Annotated in this window: 15 protein-coding genes; 8 read left to right on the top strand and 7 right to left on the bottom strand. The window is 63.0% G+C overall.

What is annotated here, in order from left to right; genetic code table 11:
- Positions 1-36: 36 nt before the first annotated feature.
- Together MOP87_RS21195 and MOP87_RS21190 are read right to left on the bottom strand one after the other, a co-directional pair.
- Complete coding sequence (locus tag MOP87_RS21195) at positions 37-375, bottom strand: DOPA 4,5-dioxygenase family protein (RefSeq protein ID WP_027913276.1); 339 nt, start codon at positions 373-375, stop codon at positions 37-39.
- 55 nt (positions 376-430) lie between these two features.
- Positions 431-1,330, bottom strand: coding sequence for a LysR family transcriptional regulator (locus tag MOP87_RS21190; protein ID WP_027913277.1), 900 nt, complete (start codon positions 1,328-1,330; stop codon positions 431-433).
- A 108-nt stretch (positions 1,331-1,438) separates the two neighbouring features.
- Between MOP87_RS21190 and betC the strand changes: the two genes are divergently transcribed.
- From betC to MOP87_RS21175, 3 genes are all read left to right on the top strand, one after another.
- Positions 1,439-2,956 carry a choline-sulfatase gene (gene betC / locus MOP87_RS21185; RefSeq protein WP_145278719.1) on the top strand — a complete coding sequence of 506 codons (1,518 nt, stop codon included), beginning with the start codon at positions 1,439-1,441 and terminating at the stop codon, positions 2,954-2,956.
- 14 nt (positions 2,957-2,970) lie between these two features.
- Complete coding sequence (gene choX, locus MOP87_RS21180; protein WP_197873900.1) at positions 2,971-3,900, top strand: choline ABC transporter substrate-binding protein; 930 nt, start codon at positions 2,971-2,973, stop codon at positions 3,898-3,900.
- Between the two features lie 91 nt (positions 3,901-3,991).
- The gene (locus tag MOP87_RS21175; RefSeq protein ID WP_197873901.1) at positions 3,992-5,557 is read left to right on the top strand and encodes a SulP family inorganic anion transporter; all 1,566 of its coding nucleotides are present in this window, start codon (positions 3,992-3,994) and stop codon (positions 5,555-5,557) included.
- Between the two features lie 39 nt (positions 5,558-5,596).
- Here MOP87_RS21175 and aroE read toward each other — a convergent pair whose 3' ends face one another.
- Together aroE and hemF are read right to left on the bottom strand one after the other, a co-directional pair.
- A complete protein-coding gene (aroE, locus tag MOP87_RS21170; RefSeq protein WP_028687745.1) occupies positions 5,597-6,421 on the bottom strand; it encodes a shikimate dehydrogenase in 825 nt (274 codons plus the stop codon).
- A gap of 25 nt (positions 6,422-6,446) precedes the next feature.
- On the bottom strand, positions 6,447-7,358 hold the full coding sequence (gene hemF, locus MOP87_RS21165) for an oxygen-dependent coproporphyrinogen oxidase (protein ID WP_023532527.1): 912 nt from the start codon (positions 7,356-7,358) through the stop codon (positions 6,447-6,449).
- Positions 7,359-7,492: 134 nt separating this feature from the next.
- On the opposite strand from hemF, the gene MOP87_RS21160 reads away from it, so the two are divergent.
- A complete protein-coding gene (locus MOP87_RS21160) occupies positions 7,493-8,470 on the top strand; it encodes an NADPH:quinone reductase (RefSeq protein ID WP_028687744.1) in 978 nt (325 codons plus the stop codon).
- A gap of 330 nt (positions 8,471-8,800) precedes the next feature.
- Here MOP87_RS21160 and MOP87_RS21155 read toward each other — a convergent pair whose 3' ends face one another.
- The 3 genes from MOP87_RS21155 to dprA all read right to left on the bottom strand — a co-directional run bounded on the left by MOP87_RS21155 (position 8,801) and on the right by dprA (position 11,168).
- Positions 8,801-9,109: a DUF3077 domain-containing protein gene (locus MOP87_RS21155; RefSeq protein WP_242810560.1), complete on the bottom strand. Its 309-nt coding sequence runs from the start codon at positions 9,107-9,109 to the stop codon at positions 8,801-8,803.
- 362 nt (positions 9,110-9,471) lie between these two features.
- Complete coding sequence (locus MOP87_RS21150; protein WP_027913284.1) at positions 9,472-10,029, bottom strand: L-threonylcarbamoyladenylate synthase; 558 nt, start codon at positions 10,027-10,029, stop codon at positions 9,472-9,474.
- A gap of 41 nt (positions 10,030-10,070) precedes the next feature.
- Positions 10,071-11,168, bottom strand: a complete 1,098-nt coding sequence (gene dprA, locus MOP87_RS21145) for a DNA-processing protein DprA (RefSeq protein ID WP_242809964.1) — start codon at positions 11,166-11,168, stop codon at positions 10,071-10,073.
- Between the two features lie 207 nt (positions 11,169-11,375).
- On the opposite strand from dprA, the gene def reads away from it, so the two are divergent.
- From def to trkA, 4 genes are read left to right on the top strand one after another with little or no spacing between them, the layout of a single operon-like run.
- Entirely contained in the window at positions 11,376-11,882 is a 507-nt protein-coding gene (def, locus tag MOP87_RS21140) for a peptide deformylase (protein ID WP_023532616.1), read from the top strand.
- A gap of 59 nt (positions 11,883-11,941) precedes the next feature.
- A complete protein-coding gene (fmt, locus tag MOP87_RS21135; protein WP_242809963.1) occupies positions 11,942-12,874 on the top strand; it encodes a methionyl-tRNA formyltransferase in 933 nt (310 codons plus the stop codon).
- Entirely contained in the window at positions 12,871-14,181 is a 1,311-nt protein-coding gene (rsmB, locus tag MOP87_RS21130; RefSeq protein ID WP_242809962.1) for a 16S rRNA (cytosine(967)-C(5))-methyltransferase RsmB, read from the top strand. Before fmt ends, rsmB begins: the two co-directional genes overlap by 4 nt.
- Before the next feature lie 19 nt (positions 14,182-14,200).
- Complete coding sequence (gene trkA / locus MOP87_RS21125) at positions 14,201-15,574, top strand: Trk system potassium transporter TrkA (RefSeq protein ID WP_242809961.1); 1,374 nt, start codon at positions 14,201-14,203, stop codon at positions 15,572-15,574.
- Position 15,575: the final 1 nt, after the last annotated feature.

Below are 15,575 nucleotides of genomic sequence, written 5' to 3'. Positions count from 1 at the left end.
CCCGGCAAGAACGTTCCTGAGATTGGGATCGCCCAATCAACGCCCTTCGCCAAAGCCCGACAAGTCCAGAGGCCGCAACGCTCCCATCCAGATCGCATGATCGCGGTGGTCTGCCAGCTCATCCCCGGTCAGCGGGTGCAGAAACACCACCAGCCCCTTGCGGTGCAGCGCCAACCAGGGCAGCACCACGCCAATGAGCTCCGGCTCGAACGCCAGCTGGCAGCTCCAGTCGGGATGCGGCCCTACCGCCCTGGTGTGCATACGCCCCATGACGACCGGGAACAGCGCCGCTGCCTCCTCGCACAAGGCTCGCGCCTGCTCCTGGGTCGAGGCATCGTAGTACACGTGGGCGTGATAACCCTTGATTCTCTGCACAGCTACTCCTGATGTGCGTCGATTCTGACAACATGCCACAAGCGGGCCCAGCATCTCAGAGGCTACGCTCGTGCTCAAGCCAATCCACGAAGCGTCCGATCAACGCCCCGCGACGCTTGCGCGGCGGCAGTACGGCGTAATAGCCACGCGCCGACCGTAAGCTGCCCTCCAACGGTCGACACAACAACCCTTGATCGACCAGCCCATCCACCAGATGCCGCCAGCCAATCGCCATGCCCTGGCCCGCGATGGCAGCCTGGATCAACAACGTGTAGTTGTCGAATCGTAGCTGCCCCGCAGGCGGTGCGCTGGTCACCCCTAAGCCGCGAAATACACCTGCCCAGTCGAACCACCGGCTGGCCTGTTCACCCTTGAGATGCAGCAGCGGCAAACGCTGCAAGGCCGCAGCAGACAAGGATTTGCCATGGATCAGACGAGGGCTGCATACCGGGAAAACTTCCTCGTCGAACAGCCAACGGCTCTCGCCTTGATGAAAACGCCCATCGCCGAACAGCACCGCCACGTCGATATCCGGGCGCAACATGCCTTGGCTTCGCTCACCTGTCACCAGGCTCACATCGACCTGAGGATACGCTTCATGAAAGCGCTGCAGTCGGGGCATCAACCAGAACGCAGCGAACGCAAAATCCGTTGCCACCTGTAGGACTTCACGCTGTGTGCGCCCGCTTGCGCGGGCCACGCCATCGTCCATGGTGTGCAGCCCCTGGCCGACATATTCCAACAACACCTGGCCCGCTTCGGTCAGCTCGATGCCCCGGTAGATACGGTCGAACAGCCGCGTGCCCAGCTGCGCCTCCAGGCGTTTTATCTGCTGACTGATCGCCGGCTGCGTGGTGCCCAGCTCCAAGGCAGCTGCCGTAAAGCTGCGCAAGCGCGCGGCGGCCTCGAACACGCGCAACGTATCCAACGACAATCCCGCAAGGTGCTCGAACATAAGCCTGGCTAATCCCACACATTGCCCGACAGGGGCTTTACCCCCGTTATGCACCGCCTCATCGTGGTAGGCAAGCATTCCGCATAACCTTCAACGATGGAAGCTTGCATGAAACGCCCTAATATCCTGTTCATCATGGCCGACCAGATGGCAGCGCCGCTGCTGCCCATCTACGCTGACTCACCCCTTCAAATGCCTCACCTCACTCGCCTGGCCGCTCAGGCCGTGGTGTTCGATTCGGCTTACTGCAACAGCCCGCTGTGCGCGCCCTCGCGCTTCACCCTCGTCAGCGGTCAGCTCCCCAGCCGCATTGGGGCCTATGACAATGCAGCAGATTTCCCCGCCGATATCCCCACCTACGCCCATTATCTGCGCCGCCTGGGTTACCGAACGGCACTGTCAGGCAAGATGCACTTCTGTGGGCCTGATCAATTGCACGGCTACGAGGAACGCCTGACCAGTGATATCTACCCGGCCGACTACGGCTGGGCCGTGAACTGGGATGAGCCTGACGTGCGACCAAGCTGGTACCACAACATGTCCTCGGTGCTGCAGGCAGGGCCATGCGTGCGTACGAACCAGCTGGATTTCGACGAGGAAGTGGTGTTCAAGGCGCGTCAGTATTTGTATGACCATGTCCGTGAAAACGACGGCCGTCCGTTCTGTCTGACAGTGTCCATGACCCACCCCCACGACCCTTACACCATTCCCAAACGCTACTGGGATCGCTACGAAGGTGTGGATATTCCGTTGCCCAGGCACACAGATAGCCAGGCGTCACTCGATCCCCACTCCCAGCGATTGCTCAAGGTCTACGACCTTTGGAACAAACCGCTTCCTGTGGACAAAATCCGCGATGCTCGGCGGGCCTACTTCGGCGCATGCAGCTATATCGACGACAATATCGGTCAATTGCTGCAAACCCTCGAGGAATGCAACCTCGCCGACGATACTTTGATCGTGTTCTCGGGCGACCATGGCGACATGCTGGGTGAGCGTGGCCTCTGGTACAAGATGCACTGGTTCGAGATGTCAGCCCGTGTACCGCTACTGATCCATGCCCCGCAGCGCTTCGCGCCCGGACGCGTCAGTGCGTCCGTCTCGACCTGCGACTTGCTGCCCACCCTGGTCGAGTTGGCAGGTGGGGCTGTGGATAAATCCCTTCACCTGGATGGCCGCTCTCTGCTTGGTCATTTGCAAGGGCAGGGCGGTCACGACGAGGTCATTGGTGAATACATGGCCGAGGGTACCGTCGGCCCGCTCATGATGATTCGCCGTGGTTCCTACAAGTTCGTGTACAGCGAGGACGACCCCTGTCTACTCTATGACCTGAGCCGCGACCCGTACGAGCGGGAGAATCTGGCTACCAGCCCGGATCATCAGGCATCGATGCAGGCGTTCGTCACCGAGGCGCGCCAGCGCTGGGACATACCCGGCCTGCGCCAGCAAGTGCTGGCCAGCCAGCGACGTCGCCGTCTGGTGGCCCAGGCACTTGCCATTGGCAAGTTGAGCAGCTGGGACCACCAACCTTGGGTGGACGCCAGTCAGCAGTACATGCGCAACCACATCGATCTTGATGACCTTGAGCGCAAGGCACGTTATCCACAGCCCGCCCCACTGGATTGAAAAGAGAGCCCGCCATGCATACGTTCGCTGCTACCTTGTTCGCGCTAGCCGTCAGCCTGGGCACACTGAGCGCCCAGGCCGCCGATGACAACGCGCAGTGCTCAACCGTCAAGCTGGCCGACCCTGGGTGGAGTGACATCGCCACCACCAACGCAGTGGCCCGCCTGCTGCTTGAACCCTTGGGGTACCAGGTCAAGGTGGACAGCCTGGCGGTGCCGATCATCTATGGCGGGCTCAAGGACGGCCAGGTCGATGCCTTTCTTGGAAGCTGGATGCCTGCGCACCAAGGCTTCCATGACAAATTCGTCGCCAACGGGGATGTGCAGCAGCTCTCGCGCAATCTGCAAGGAACCGAATTCACCCTGGCGGTGCCGGACTACGTGTGGAATGGCGGGGTACGCGATTTCGCAGACCTGAACAAACACGCCGATCAGTTTGGCAGGAAGCTCTACGGCATTGGCTCAGGCGCGCCGGCCAACCTCTCGCTACAAGCGATCATCAAGGATGATGCCTTCGGCCTGGGCAAATGGAAGCTGGTGGAGTCCAGTGAGCAGGCCATGCTGGCCCAGGTGGACCGAGCGGTCAAGAAACAGCAGTACATCGCCTTCCTCGGCTGGACGCCTCACCCCATGAACGTGAAGCTGAACATGCATTACTTGACCGGTGGAGAGAAGTGGTTCGGCAGCAAAGGCGACGTGTTCACGCTGACACGCAAGGGTTATCCACAAGCCTGCCCGAACGCGGCAAAGTTGCTGAGCAACTTGAGCTTCACGCTGGACATGGAAAACACCATCATGGCCGAGGTTGTGGATAAGAAGATCAGCTTCGACGATGCCGCCAAGGCCTGGGTGAGAGCACATCCCGAAGCACTGGATGGTTGGCTGACCGGCGTGACCACCAAAGAGGGTGCGGACGCCGTCGCGGCCGTAAAAAGAACGCTGTAACGCGTTAATGGAGAGCGGGTCTGTCTGCGGTTGATTCGTGAAACAGATCGCTTCTCCAGAACAGACCCATTCGGGGGATTTTGACCGCACTATGCATCGCCTCATACGCCTGCTGCCCTTTCTGGGCTGGCTGCCGCGCCAGACGCGCCACAGTTTGCGTCAGGACCTGCTGGTGGGTTTGAGCGGCGCCATCCTTGCGCTGCCGCAATCCATCGCATACGCCCTGATCGCCGGCCTGCCAGCAGCATATGGGCTGTACGCGGCCATCGTCCCCGTGCTGGTCGCCTGCCTGTGGGGATCCTCCTGGCACCTGATCTGCGGGCCGACGGCGGCCATTTCCATCGTGCTATACGCCAGTGTCAGCCCGTTGGCGGTAGCAGGAAGCGATGACTACATCACCCTTGTGCTGCTGCTGACCTTTCTGGGCGGTGTCTTCCAGCTACTGCTGGGGCTTTTGCGTTTCGGGGCCTTGGTCAATTTCGTCTCGCATTCGGTAGTGATCGGCTTCACCCTCGGGGCCGCCGTGGTCATCGCGCTGGGGCAGCTGCCCAACCTGCTTGGGCTGGACTTGCCCAGCCAGGCCACCGCCTTGAAGACAGCTCAAGACCTGGCCAGCCATGCCGGTGAGATGGACGTGCCGTCCTTGATACTGGGAGCGCTCACCGTGGTAATGGGCATAGCGCTGAAACTATGGCGTCCCCGCTGGCCCAGCCTGTTGATAAGCCTGTTGGCCGTCAGCCTGCTGGCGTGGCTGCTGCCCGGCGTGTTCGGGCACGTGCCGCGTGTACCGGCGTTCGAGGGGCGCCTGCCCCCCTTGAGTGCCGTGCCGCTGCTGGACGTGGACCTGATACTGCGCCTGCTCCCCAGCGCCGTGGCCGTTGGCATGCTGGGGCTGGTGACCAGCTTGTCCATCGCACGTTCGTTGTCTGCGCGCTCCGAGCAACTGATTGACGCCGACCAGGAAATACGTGCCCAAGGGCTCTCCAACATCGTCGGTGCGTTCTTTTCCGGCTACCTCTCGTCGGGCTCGTTCACCCGATCGGGCCTGAGCTATGACGCAGGCGCACGCTCGCCCATGGCCGGCGTGTTCTCGGCGCTGTGGGTAGCGGTGTTCGCCGTCGCTGGTGCCGGCCTGATCGCGCACCTGCCGATTCCGGCGATGGCAGGGAGCATCCTGTTGATTTGCTGGGGGCTGATTGATCGCAAGGCCATTGGCGCATTGCTGCGTGTCAGCCGTGCCGAGTTCGCAGTCATGGCGCTGACGGCAGCGGCCACCTTGCTCTTGGAATTACAGACGGCCATCTATGCCGGTGTGCTGGTTTCCCTGTTCTTCTACCTCAAGCGCACCTCGCGCCCGCGGATTCACCAGAGCCGCGAAGGCGATGCGGACATCTTGCGTGTAGGCGGGTCGATCTTCTTCGGTGCTGCGCATTACCTGCAAGTACGCCTGCAAGGTTGCCAAGGCCCGCAGGTGGTCATGGATGCGCGGCAGGTGAACTTCATCGACTATTCAGGGGTGGACATGCTGCACCGCGAGGCGAGGCGGCTGGCGCGAACAGGCGGTAGCCTGACCTTGCGCGGCGCCAGGCCACAGGTGATCGAAGAGCTGCACAAGCTCGAAGGCCCGGCGCGTTGCCCAATCCGGTTCGAGGACTGAGCAGCCACACCCAGCACCGCTCAGTAGCCCAGCTGGCGGTCAGCCCCGCGCCAGTTGGCGGCGCAGTTCAGCGAGAACCGGTGCAGTGTCCGGCCGCACGCCGCGCCACACATAAAAGGCTTCGGCTGCTTGTTCGGCCAGCATCCCCAGGCCGTCCAGCACCTTGGCGGCGCCATGTTGGGCGGCCCACTGGCAGAACGGCGTTGGCGCCTTGCCATACATCATGTCGTAGCACACCGTGCGCCCGGGTTCGATCAGGCTGCTGGCAATCGGTGGCAGCTCACCGGCCAGGCTGGCCGAGGTTGCATTGATGATCAGGTCCACTGGCTCTTGCAACCAGGCGAACCCACTGGCCACCACCGGCCCCAGTTCATCGAACGCCTCGGCCAGGCGTTCGGCCTTCTCCACCGTGCGGTTGGCGATCACCAGTGACTGCGGGTTGTGTGCCAGCAGCGGCTCCAGCACCCCGCGCACGGCGCCGCCGGCACCGAGGACAAGGATGCGTTTACCTGCCAGTTCAACACCGGCATTGACGGTGAGGTCACGGACCAGCCCCGCGCCGTCGGTGTTGTCACCCTGCAAGGTACCGTCGGCCAGCTTGCTGAGCGTGTTCACCGCACCTGCGCGACGTGCGCGCGGGGTAAGGCTGTCGCACAGGCGATAGGCTTCTTCCTTGAATGGCACGGTAACGTTACCACCGCTGCCTTGCTTGAAGAAGCCGCGCGCGCAGTCACTGAAGTCATCCAGCGGCGCCAGCAGCGTGGCGTACTCCAGGTCCTGGCCGGTCTGTTCGGCGAACAGGCGATGAATCAGCGGCGACTTGCTGTGGCCGATCGGGTTGCCAAAAACGACGTACTGGTCCATGACGGCTCCTTGAATGGTTACAGGCTTACTGGCCGAGCCAGTCACGGTCTTGCAGGAAGTACTCGGTCAGCCGTGCCTCCTCGCTGCCTGGCGCGGGTTTCCAGTCGTAGCCCCAGCGTACCTGCGGTGGCAGCGACATGAGGATGGACTCGGTGCGCCCACCAGACTGCAGCCCGAACAGCGTGCCACGGTCATAGACCAGATTGAACTCGACGTAGCGGCCCCGGCGAAACTCCTGGAATTCCCGTTGCTGTGGGGTATAGGCCGTCCCTTTTCGGCGCTGCACGATGGGCAGGTACGCGTCGATGTACGCGTCGCCGATGGCACGGATGAAGGCGAAGCAGGTATCGAAGTCCCATTCGTTCAAGTCATCGAAGAACAGCCCGCCGATGCCACGGGGCTCACCCCGGTGCTTGAGATGGAAATACCGGTCGCACCAGGCCTTGTAGCGTGGGTACACATCGGCGCCGAAGGGGGCGCAGGCCTGTTCAGCGATTCGATGCCAGTGCACGCAGTCTTCCTCCACGCCGTAATACGGCGTCAGATCGAAGCCACCGCCGAACCACCAGACCGGCTCTTCGCCTTCCTTTTCGGCGATGAAAAACCGAACGTTGGCGTGGGAAGTAGGCACGTGCGGGTTGTGCGGGTGGATCACCAGCGACACCCCGAGCGCCTGGAAACCGCGCCCAGCCAACTCCGGTCGATGGGCGCTGGCCGAAGGCGGCAACCCGGTGCCGAACACATGGGAGAAATTCACCCCGCCTTTCTCGATGACGGTGCCTTCGCCGATCACCCGCGTACGGCCCCCGCCACCGGCTTCGCGCACCCAGGCGTCCTCGACGAAGCGGGCGCCGCCGTCTTCGCGTTCCAGGGCTGAGCAGATGCGGTCTTGCAAATCGAGCAGATAGGCTTTCACAGCCTCGGTGCGGCTAATCATCGGGTCACCAGGAGCGGGCAGGAAACAAGTGGCGCGTAGCATAACACCGCCTGCCAGCGCCCCGCAGTTGACGGCAGTCAAGCAAAGGCGTCCGATAGAAGCCTCTTTCCCGATCCCCAATCCAGGAGTACGAGATGGCCAAGCGTATCCAGTTCAGCCAGCACGGCGGCCCCGAAGTGCTGCAGTGGGTGGACTTCGAACCCGCCGACCTTGGGCCTCAGCACGTGCGCGTGCGCAACCATGCTGTGGGCTTGAACTTCATCGATACCTATTTCCGCAGCGGGTTGTACGCGCCGCCGTCCCTGCCTTCGGGCCTGGGCACCGAAGGCGCAGGGGTGGTCGAGGCCGTGGGCCAAGGCGTGTCACGGTTGAAGGTCGGCGACCGTGTGGCGTATGGCGGGGGCCCATTGGGCGCCTATGGCGAGGTGCACACGCTGCCTGAGGCCAACCTGGTCAAATTGCCAGAGGCCATCAGCTTCGAGCAGGCTGCCGCCGTCATGCTCAAGGGCATGACCGTGCAGTACCTGCTCAAGCAGACCTACGCTGTGCAGCCTGGCGATGTGATCCTGTTCCATGCGGCCGCAGGCGGCGTTGGTTCGCTGGCCTGCCAGTGGGCAAAAGCGCTGGGCGCCAAGCTCATCGGCACCGTGAGCTCTGCCGAAAAGGCCGAGCGGGCCAAGGCCTTGGGCGCGTGGGCCACCATCGACTACAGCCACGAGGATGTCGCCAAACGGGTGCTGGAGCTGACCGACGGCAAGAAATGCCCAGTCGTGTATGACGGCGTGGGTGCCGACACCTGGCTGACGTCGCTCGATTGCCTGCAACCGCGGGGGTTGATGGTGAGCTTCGGCAATGCCTCGGGCGCGGTGAGTGGGGTGAACCTGGGGATTCTGGCGCAGAAGGGCTCGCTGTACGTCACTCGGCCGACCCTGGCGACTTACGCCAACAACGCCGAGAACACCCAGGCCATGGCCGATGACCTCTTTGCCATGATTGCCAGCGGCCAACTGACGGTGGATATCCAGCAACGCTACCCGCTCAGCGAAGCGGCCAAGGCCCAGAGCGAGCTGTCGGCGCGGCGGACCGTGGGGTCTACTATTTTGTTGCCTTGATTGGCAGAAGGTCGCGTTATGGCGACCAGGTGCTTGCCTTGGTTTTTGTAGATCGAGCGCCGCCCACGCGGCGCTTCGCGGGACAAGCCCGCTCCTACATCCGTTGCAACGCGACCACGCCTGGTTGTCAGCCTTGCTGGCATGACTGGATTTCAAGGCGGGCATTGATGCCGCCGCCTGCCTCAAGCTATACATCAAGGCGGGCAACCATGGCCTGACAGGTTCGGCACGTTGCAACAAATGTGGGAGCGGGCTTGTCCCGCGAAGCGCCGCGCGGGCGGCGCTCGATCTCACAGGCGCTAAAAACTAAAGGCGGACACCTGTCAGCCCTCACACCTTCTTCTGCGACGGCGGATTCGACTCGATGCCATTCAAGATGGCCTCGACCACACCTTCTGCCATTTCAACGGCATGCAGATTGGACCAGAACAGGCCACGACCTTCTTCGCGCATATGGTCCAGGGCCTTGTAGCCGGCTTCGTACGCACAGCGCAGATACAGGGCGACATGCACCAGGGCGTCTTCAGCGGAGATGTCTGGGTTAACCGCAAACAGCGGCTGGTGGCCTGCGTCGCAGCGGCCGAATGGATGGGTGGAAGTGGAGGGAAGGGGTGGATCGGGGACGATCTTCTTCATCATTAGATCTCGCTTCATGGCCCCAACCAGTCGTTACCACACGAATGGGTGGCAGCTGTACGCAGGGTGGTAAACCGGGTGGGAGATCTAAAACCCAGCAGGCACGAAGCCTCCTGCGAACAGCCGCCATGGACTGCCAAGATCACCCTGAACCCGGGTTACCACACCCGATCGCCAAGTTATTCAGCGACGGTTGAAGCCTACGGGCAGCGGTTCCTACTGAAAAGGTGATGGCAGGGGACGCGGCTCGTAGGATATTTCCCAAACCGAATATCAAACAACCGCCTTGGCAAAAATCAGAAAAAACCAAGGGGTCATGTGGGGGATGGCTCAGGCACTCGGCCCAAGCCTGGTCAGCAAGTGCATCAACCCGGCCGTACTACCTCGCCGGTAGCCAGATTGCGAATCAGGCTCGGGTTCTTCCGCCCACCCAATGCCCCGCCCAGTACCAGATCCAGTTGCCCATGGAAGTACTGCTCCACCCGCAGCCGGGTCTTCGCCGCAGGGCGCCCGCCAGGGTTGCACGACGTGGAGATCAGCGGCCCGACCAAGGCGCACAGCTCGCGTACCACCGGATGGTCGCTGACGCGAAGCGCTACGGTGTCGTGCTGCCCGGTCACCCATTCAGGCAGTAGATCCTGATGCGGCACCAGCCAGGTGTTGGGCCCAGGCCAGGTGCTGGCCATTCGGTCGATCCAGTCTTCGGGGAAGTCTTCGAACAGGAAGTCGAACTGGCGGATGTTGTCGGCGACCAGGATCAACCCTTTATCCACAGGCCGCGACTTCAGTGCCAGCAGCCGATAGACCGCATCCTCGTTCCATGGGTCGCAGCCCAGGCCCCAGACCGCCTCCGTCGGGTAGGCGATCACTGCGCCTGCCCGGATCTCACGTGCGGCTTGTTGCACACGAAAACTGCTCACCATTGATGTTTCTCCACTGGGAATGTTGCCTGGGCGCAGTTTACTCAGCCCGAGCGGGCAAACCAACGCCCCGCTTGATTGCTGACCCGGCCATCGAGCTCCAGTTCGGTGAGCTGCGCCAGCACCTCTGCCAGCGGCTGCTCACTGCAATGGGCCAGGCTTTCGGTGGTCTGCGGTGCAGCGTGCAATAGCGCCAGCAGCGGGTGATCGAACGTGTCCGCAGCGGCCGGGGGCAGGTTCTGCCAGCCTTGCAGGGTTTCGAGTATCTGCCCGACGCTTTCGACGAGCAGTGCGCCGTCGCGGATCAGCTGGTGACAACCCTTGGCGCCGGGATGGTGAATGGAGCCTGGAATGGCATAGACCTCCCGGCCCTGCTCGGCGGCGAGCCGCGCCGTGATCAGCGAGCCACTGGCCAAGCTGGCCTCGACCACCAGCACACCCAACGAAAGACCGCTGATGATGCGGTTGCGCCGGGGGAAGTTAGCCGGCAGCGGCCCGGCGTTGAGCGGGTACTCCGACACCAGCGCACTGCCGTTGTCGATCATCGCCTCGGCCAACTGCTTGTGCCGCTGTGGATAAAGTTTTTCGAGCCCTGTGCCCAGTACGCCTATCGTGGCCCCTCCAGCCTGCAGCGCGGCGCGGTGAGCGGCGCCATCAATGCCTACTGCCAGGCCGCTGGTGACGACGAAGCCTGCCTGGGCAAGGTACCTGGCAAACGCTCCAGCCGTGTCCACCGCCGGCGGCGTCGCGCGGCGGCTGCCCACGATCGCCAACTGCGGGCGGCTGAGCAGCGATGCGTTCCCCGTCACGAACAGCAGCGGCGGGGCGTCGTCGATTTCGGCGAGCAGCGGGGGGTAGTCTGGGCTGTCCCACATCAGCAATTGCTGGCCCGGACGCTCTAGCCAGCGCATTGCGGCACTGGCCGCATCCCGCACTTCAGGGCTGCGCCTTGCATCGATACTGGCATGGGGAATGCCCAGTGCGCGCCAGGCCGAGCCGGGGGCACTGAGCGCCGATGAGGCACTTCCGAAGGCCTCGATCAGCGTAGAAAAGCGTCGCAAGCCGGTCTCGGGAAGGCAATGCAGGCGCAAGCGCGCCTCCAGTTCCGCAGGTGGGCAAGTGGATAAGGAGCAATCAGACATCGGCAATCATCCTTGATGCAAAACGGTTGATTCAGGCTGCGCAACCTGTGGATAACTCTGTGAGTAACACTTTGAAAAGCTGTCCATTGGCTGGGGGCTATCACGCCAATAGTCACCCTAGACGAGCTTGCCAGGTGCCGAAGTCCGCGTTTCCCTTTATTATGTGTGTTCAGTTTTCAACCAAACGCACAGTGACTGCCTGACCTTATGGCCATTTTGAACATTCTCGAATTCCCGGACCCGCGCCTGCGCACCATCGCCAAACCGGTGACGGCGTTCGACGACGCCCTGCGCCAGCTGATCGACGACATGTTTGAAACCATGTACGAAGCCCCTGGCATCGGCCTGGCTGCGACCCAGGTCAACGTGCACCAGCAAGTCGTGGTGATGGACCTCAGCGAAGACCGCAGCGAGCCACGCGTCTTCATCAACCCGTCGGTCGAGGAACTGACCGATGACATGGGCCAGTACCAGGAAGGCTGCCTGTCGGTGCCGGGCTTCTACGAGAACGTAGACCGGCCCCTGCGTGTCAGGGTCAAGGCCCAGGATCGCGACGGCACACCGTTCGAGCTGGAATGCGAAGGCCTGCTGGCGGTGTGCGTGCAGCACGAATTCGATCACCTCAATGGCAAGCTGTTCGTCGACTACCTGTCGCAGCTCAAGCGGGATCGAATCAAGAAGAAGCTGGAAAAACAGCACCGCCAGCAAGCCTGATTCCCACCTCCCAGAAGGCTTGCTCCGGCAAGCCTTTTTCTTTTTGCAGCGAGAACACCATGCGCATCGTCTTTGCAGGCACTCCCGAGTTTGCCGCCGAACACCTCAAGGCCCTGCTCGACAGCCCTTACGAAGTCGTGGCCGTCTACACGCAGCCCGATCGCCCGGCAGGCCGCGGTCAAAAGCTGATGCCCAGCGCCGTCAAGGCGCTGGCCGTAACCCATGACATCCCGGTGATGCAGCCGCCGAGCCTGCGCAATGCCGAGGCCCAGGCACAATTAGCAGCATTGGAACCCGACCTGATGGTCGTGGTTGCCTACGGCCTGATCCTGCCCCAGGCGGTGCTCGACATCCCGCGCCTTGGCTGCATCAACAGCCATGCGTCCCTGCTGCCACGCTGGCGCGGGGCGGCCCCGATTCAGCGGGCCGTGCAGGCGGGCGATGCCGAAAGCGGCGTAACCGTCATGCGCATGGAAGCGGGCCTGGACACCGGCCCCATGCTGCTCAAGGTCGTCACCCCGATCAACGCCATTGATACCGGCGGCAGCCTGCACGATCGCCTGGCGCAAATGGGACCGCCGGCCGTCATCCAGGCCATCGCCGGGCTGGCCGATGGCACCTTGCACGGCGAGGTACAGGACGATGCCCTGGCCACCTATGCGCACAAGCTGAACAAGGACGAGGCGCGTCTGGACTGGTCGCTGCCCGCTGAACAGCTGGAGCGCCTGATCCGGGCATTCAACCCCTGGCCGATTTGCCACAGCACGCTCGACGGGAAAACCGTGAAGGTGCTGGGTGCGTGCCTGGCCACAGGGCAGGGCGCACCCGGTGAAATCCTGGCGGCCAGCAAAGACGGCCTGGTGGTGGCTTGCGGCGAGCAGGCGCTCAGCCTGACCCGCCTGCAGTTGCCTGGCGGTAAAGCCTTGGCCTTCGCTGACCTGTTCAACAGCCGCAAAGAGAAATTCACGCCAGGCAAGGTGCTCGGCCAATGAACCCACGCCTGGCTGCCGCCCGTGCCCTTGCCGCTGTGCTCAGCGGCAAGGCCTCCCTGAACAGCTCCCTGCCCGCGCAACTGGACAAGGTCGAGGACCGCGACCGCGGGCTGACCCAAGACCTGGCCTTTGGTACCGCGCGTTGGCAGCCGCGCCTGGACCTGCTGGCAGCGCAGCTGTTGCAAAAGCCCTTCAAGGCCGCCGATGCCGACGTGCAGGCATTGTTGCTGATTGGCTTGTACCAGTTGTTCTATACACGCATCCCGGCTCACGCCGCCATTGGTGAAACCGTAGGCTGCGCCGACAAGCTGAAAAAACCCTGGGCCAAGGGGCTGCTGAACGCCGTGCTGCGCCGTGCTCAGCGCGACGGCGAAGCGATGCTGGCCGACATGGAGCGCGACCCTGTGGTGCGCACGGCGCACCCACGCTGGCTGCAGAAGGCGCTCAAGGCCTTCTGGCCGGATCAGTGGGAAGCCATCTGCGCCGCCAACAATGCGCACCCGCCGATGATCCTGCGCGTCAACCGCCGCCACCACAGCCGCGACGGCTATCTGAAGCTGCTCGCCGATGCAGGCGTCCAGGCCCTGGCCTGCGCGTACAGCCGTGACGGTATCGTGCTGGCCGAACCGCGGGACGTACGCGGTCTGCCAGGCTTTGCCGAGGGCTGGATCAGCGTCCAGGACGAAGCCGCGCAACTGGCCGCCGACCTGCTGGACCTGGCGCCCGGTCAACGCGTGCTCGACGCATGCTGCGCCCCTGGGGGCAAGACCTGCCATGTGCTTGAAGCCCAAGCCGGGCTCTCTCACGTGGTGGCCATCGACCTTGAAGCCAAGCGCCTGGTACGCGTGCGGGAAAACCTCGACCGCCTGAAGCTCGACGCCGAGCTGATCGCCTGCGATGCCCGCGACACGGCCAGCTGGTGGGACGGCAAACCGTTCCAGCGCATCCTGCTGGACGCGCCTTGCTCGGCGACTGGCGTAATCCGTCGTCATCCAGACATCAAGCTCACCCGCCAGGCCGAAGACATCGCGCCGCTGGCGGCCTTGCAAGGCGAGTTGCTCGATGCCCTGTGGCCGACATTGGAGGTGGGCGGCATGCTCCTGTACGCCACCTGCTCCAGCCTCCCGACCGAGAATACCGAGGTCATCGGCGCGTTCCTGGCACGCACGCCAGGCGCACGCGAGCTGGACCTGGCCACCGAAGCGGGCCTGCGCCAGGCGCATGGGCGCCAGTTGTTGGCTCAGGAAGGCGGCCACGACGGTTTCTACTATGCCAAGCTGATCAAGATTGCCGCCTCGCGCGGTTGAGCACACTGGAGAGTAGCGGATGAAGATCATCATCCTGGGCGCCGGCCAGGTGGGCGGGACGCTTGCAGAGCACCTGGCCAGCGAGGCCAACGACATCACCGTGGTCGACACCGATGGCGACCGCCTGCGCGACCTGGGTGATCGCCTGGATATCCGCACCGTGCAGGGGCGCGGGTCGCTGCCGACGGTGTTGCGCCAGGCCGGCGCCGAGGACGCCGACATGCTGGTTGCCGTGACCAACAGCGACGAGACCAACATGGTCGCGTGCCAGGTGGCCTACTCGCTGTTTCACACACCGACCAAGATCGCCCGGGTGCGCGAGTCGGCCTACCTGACCCGTGAAGAGCTGTTCGACAACGACCACATTCCGGTCGATGTGCTGATCAGCCCGGAGCAGGTCGTCACCCACTACATCAAGCGCCTGATCGAACAGCCCGGTTCGTTGCAGGTGATCGACTTCGCCCAGGGCAAGGCGCAGCTAGTGGCCGTGAAGGCCTATTACGGCGGCCCGCTGGTCGGCCAGCAGCTGCGCCAGATACGCGCGCACATGCCCAATGTGGAAACCCGGGTGGCGGCGATCTTCCGCCGTGACCGTTCGATCACACCGCGCGGTGATACGGTGATCGAGGCCGATGACGAGGTGTTCTTCATCGCCGCCAAGAAGGACATCCGGGCGGTCATGGGCGAGCTGCGCCGTATCGATGAAACCAACAAGCGTGTCGTCATCGCAGGCGGCGGGCAGATAGGCGAGCGCCTGGCCGAAGCCATCGAAAGCCGCTACCAGGTGAAGATCATCGAGATGAACCCGGCACGCTGCCGGTACCTGTCCGATACGCTGGACAGTACCGTGGTGCTGCAGGGCAGCGCATCGGATAAAGACCTGATGCTGGAAGAGAACATCGCCGACACCGATATCTTCCTGGCCCTGACCAACGATGACGAAGCCAACATCATGTCGTCCCTGCTGGCCAAGCGCCTGGGTGCGCGCAAGGTCATGACGATCATCAACAACCCGGCCTATGTGGACCTGGTGCAGGGCGGTGAAATCGACATCGCCATCAGCCCGCAATTGGCCACCATCGGTACCTTGCTGGCGCATGTGCGCCGTGGCGATATCGTGAGCGTGCACTCGCTGCGTCGTGGTGCAGCCGAAGCCATCGAGGCTGTGGCCCACGGTGATGCGAAGTCGAGCAAGGTGGTGGGCAAGGCGATCAAGGACATTACCCTGCCCCCGGGGACGACCATCGGTGCCATCATTCGCCACGACAGTGTGCTGATCGCGCACGACACGACAGTCATCGAATCAGGTGACCATGTGATCCTGTTCGTTGTGGACAAGAAACACATTCGGGATGTGGAGAAGCTGTTCCACGTCGGCTTGAGTTTCTTCTAGG

The sequence above is a fragment of the Pseudomonas sp. I3-I5 genome, from assembly GCF_022699445.1.
Classification (GTDB): Bacteria; Pseudomonadota; Gammaproteobacteria; order Pseudomonadales; family Pseudomonadaceae; genus Aquipseudomonas; species Aquipseudomonas fulva.
This window is presented reverse-complemented; position numbering and strand designations above follow the sequence as displayed.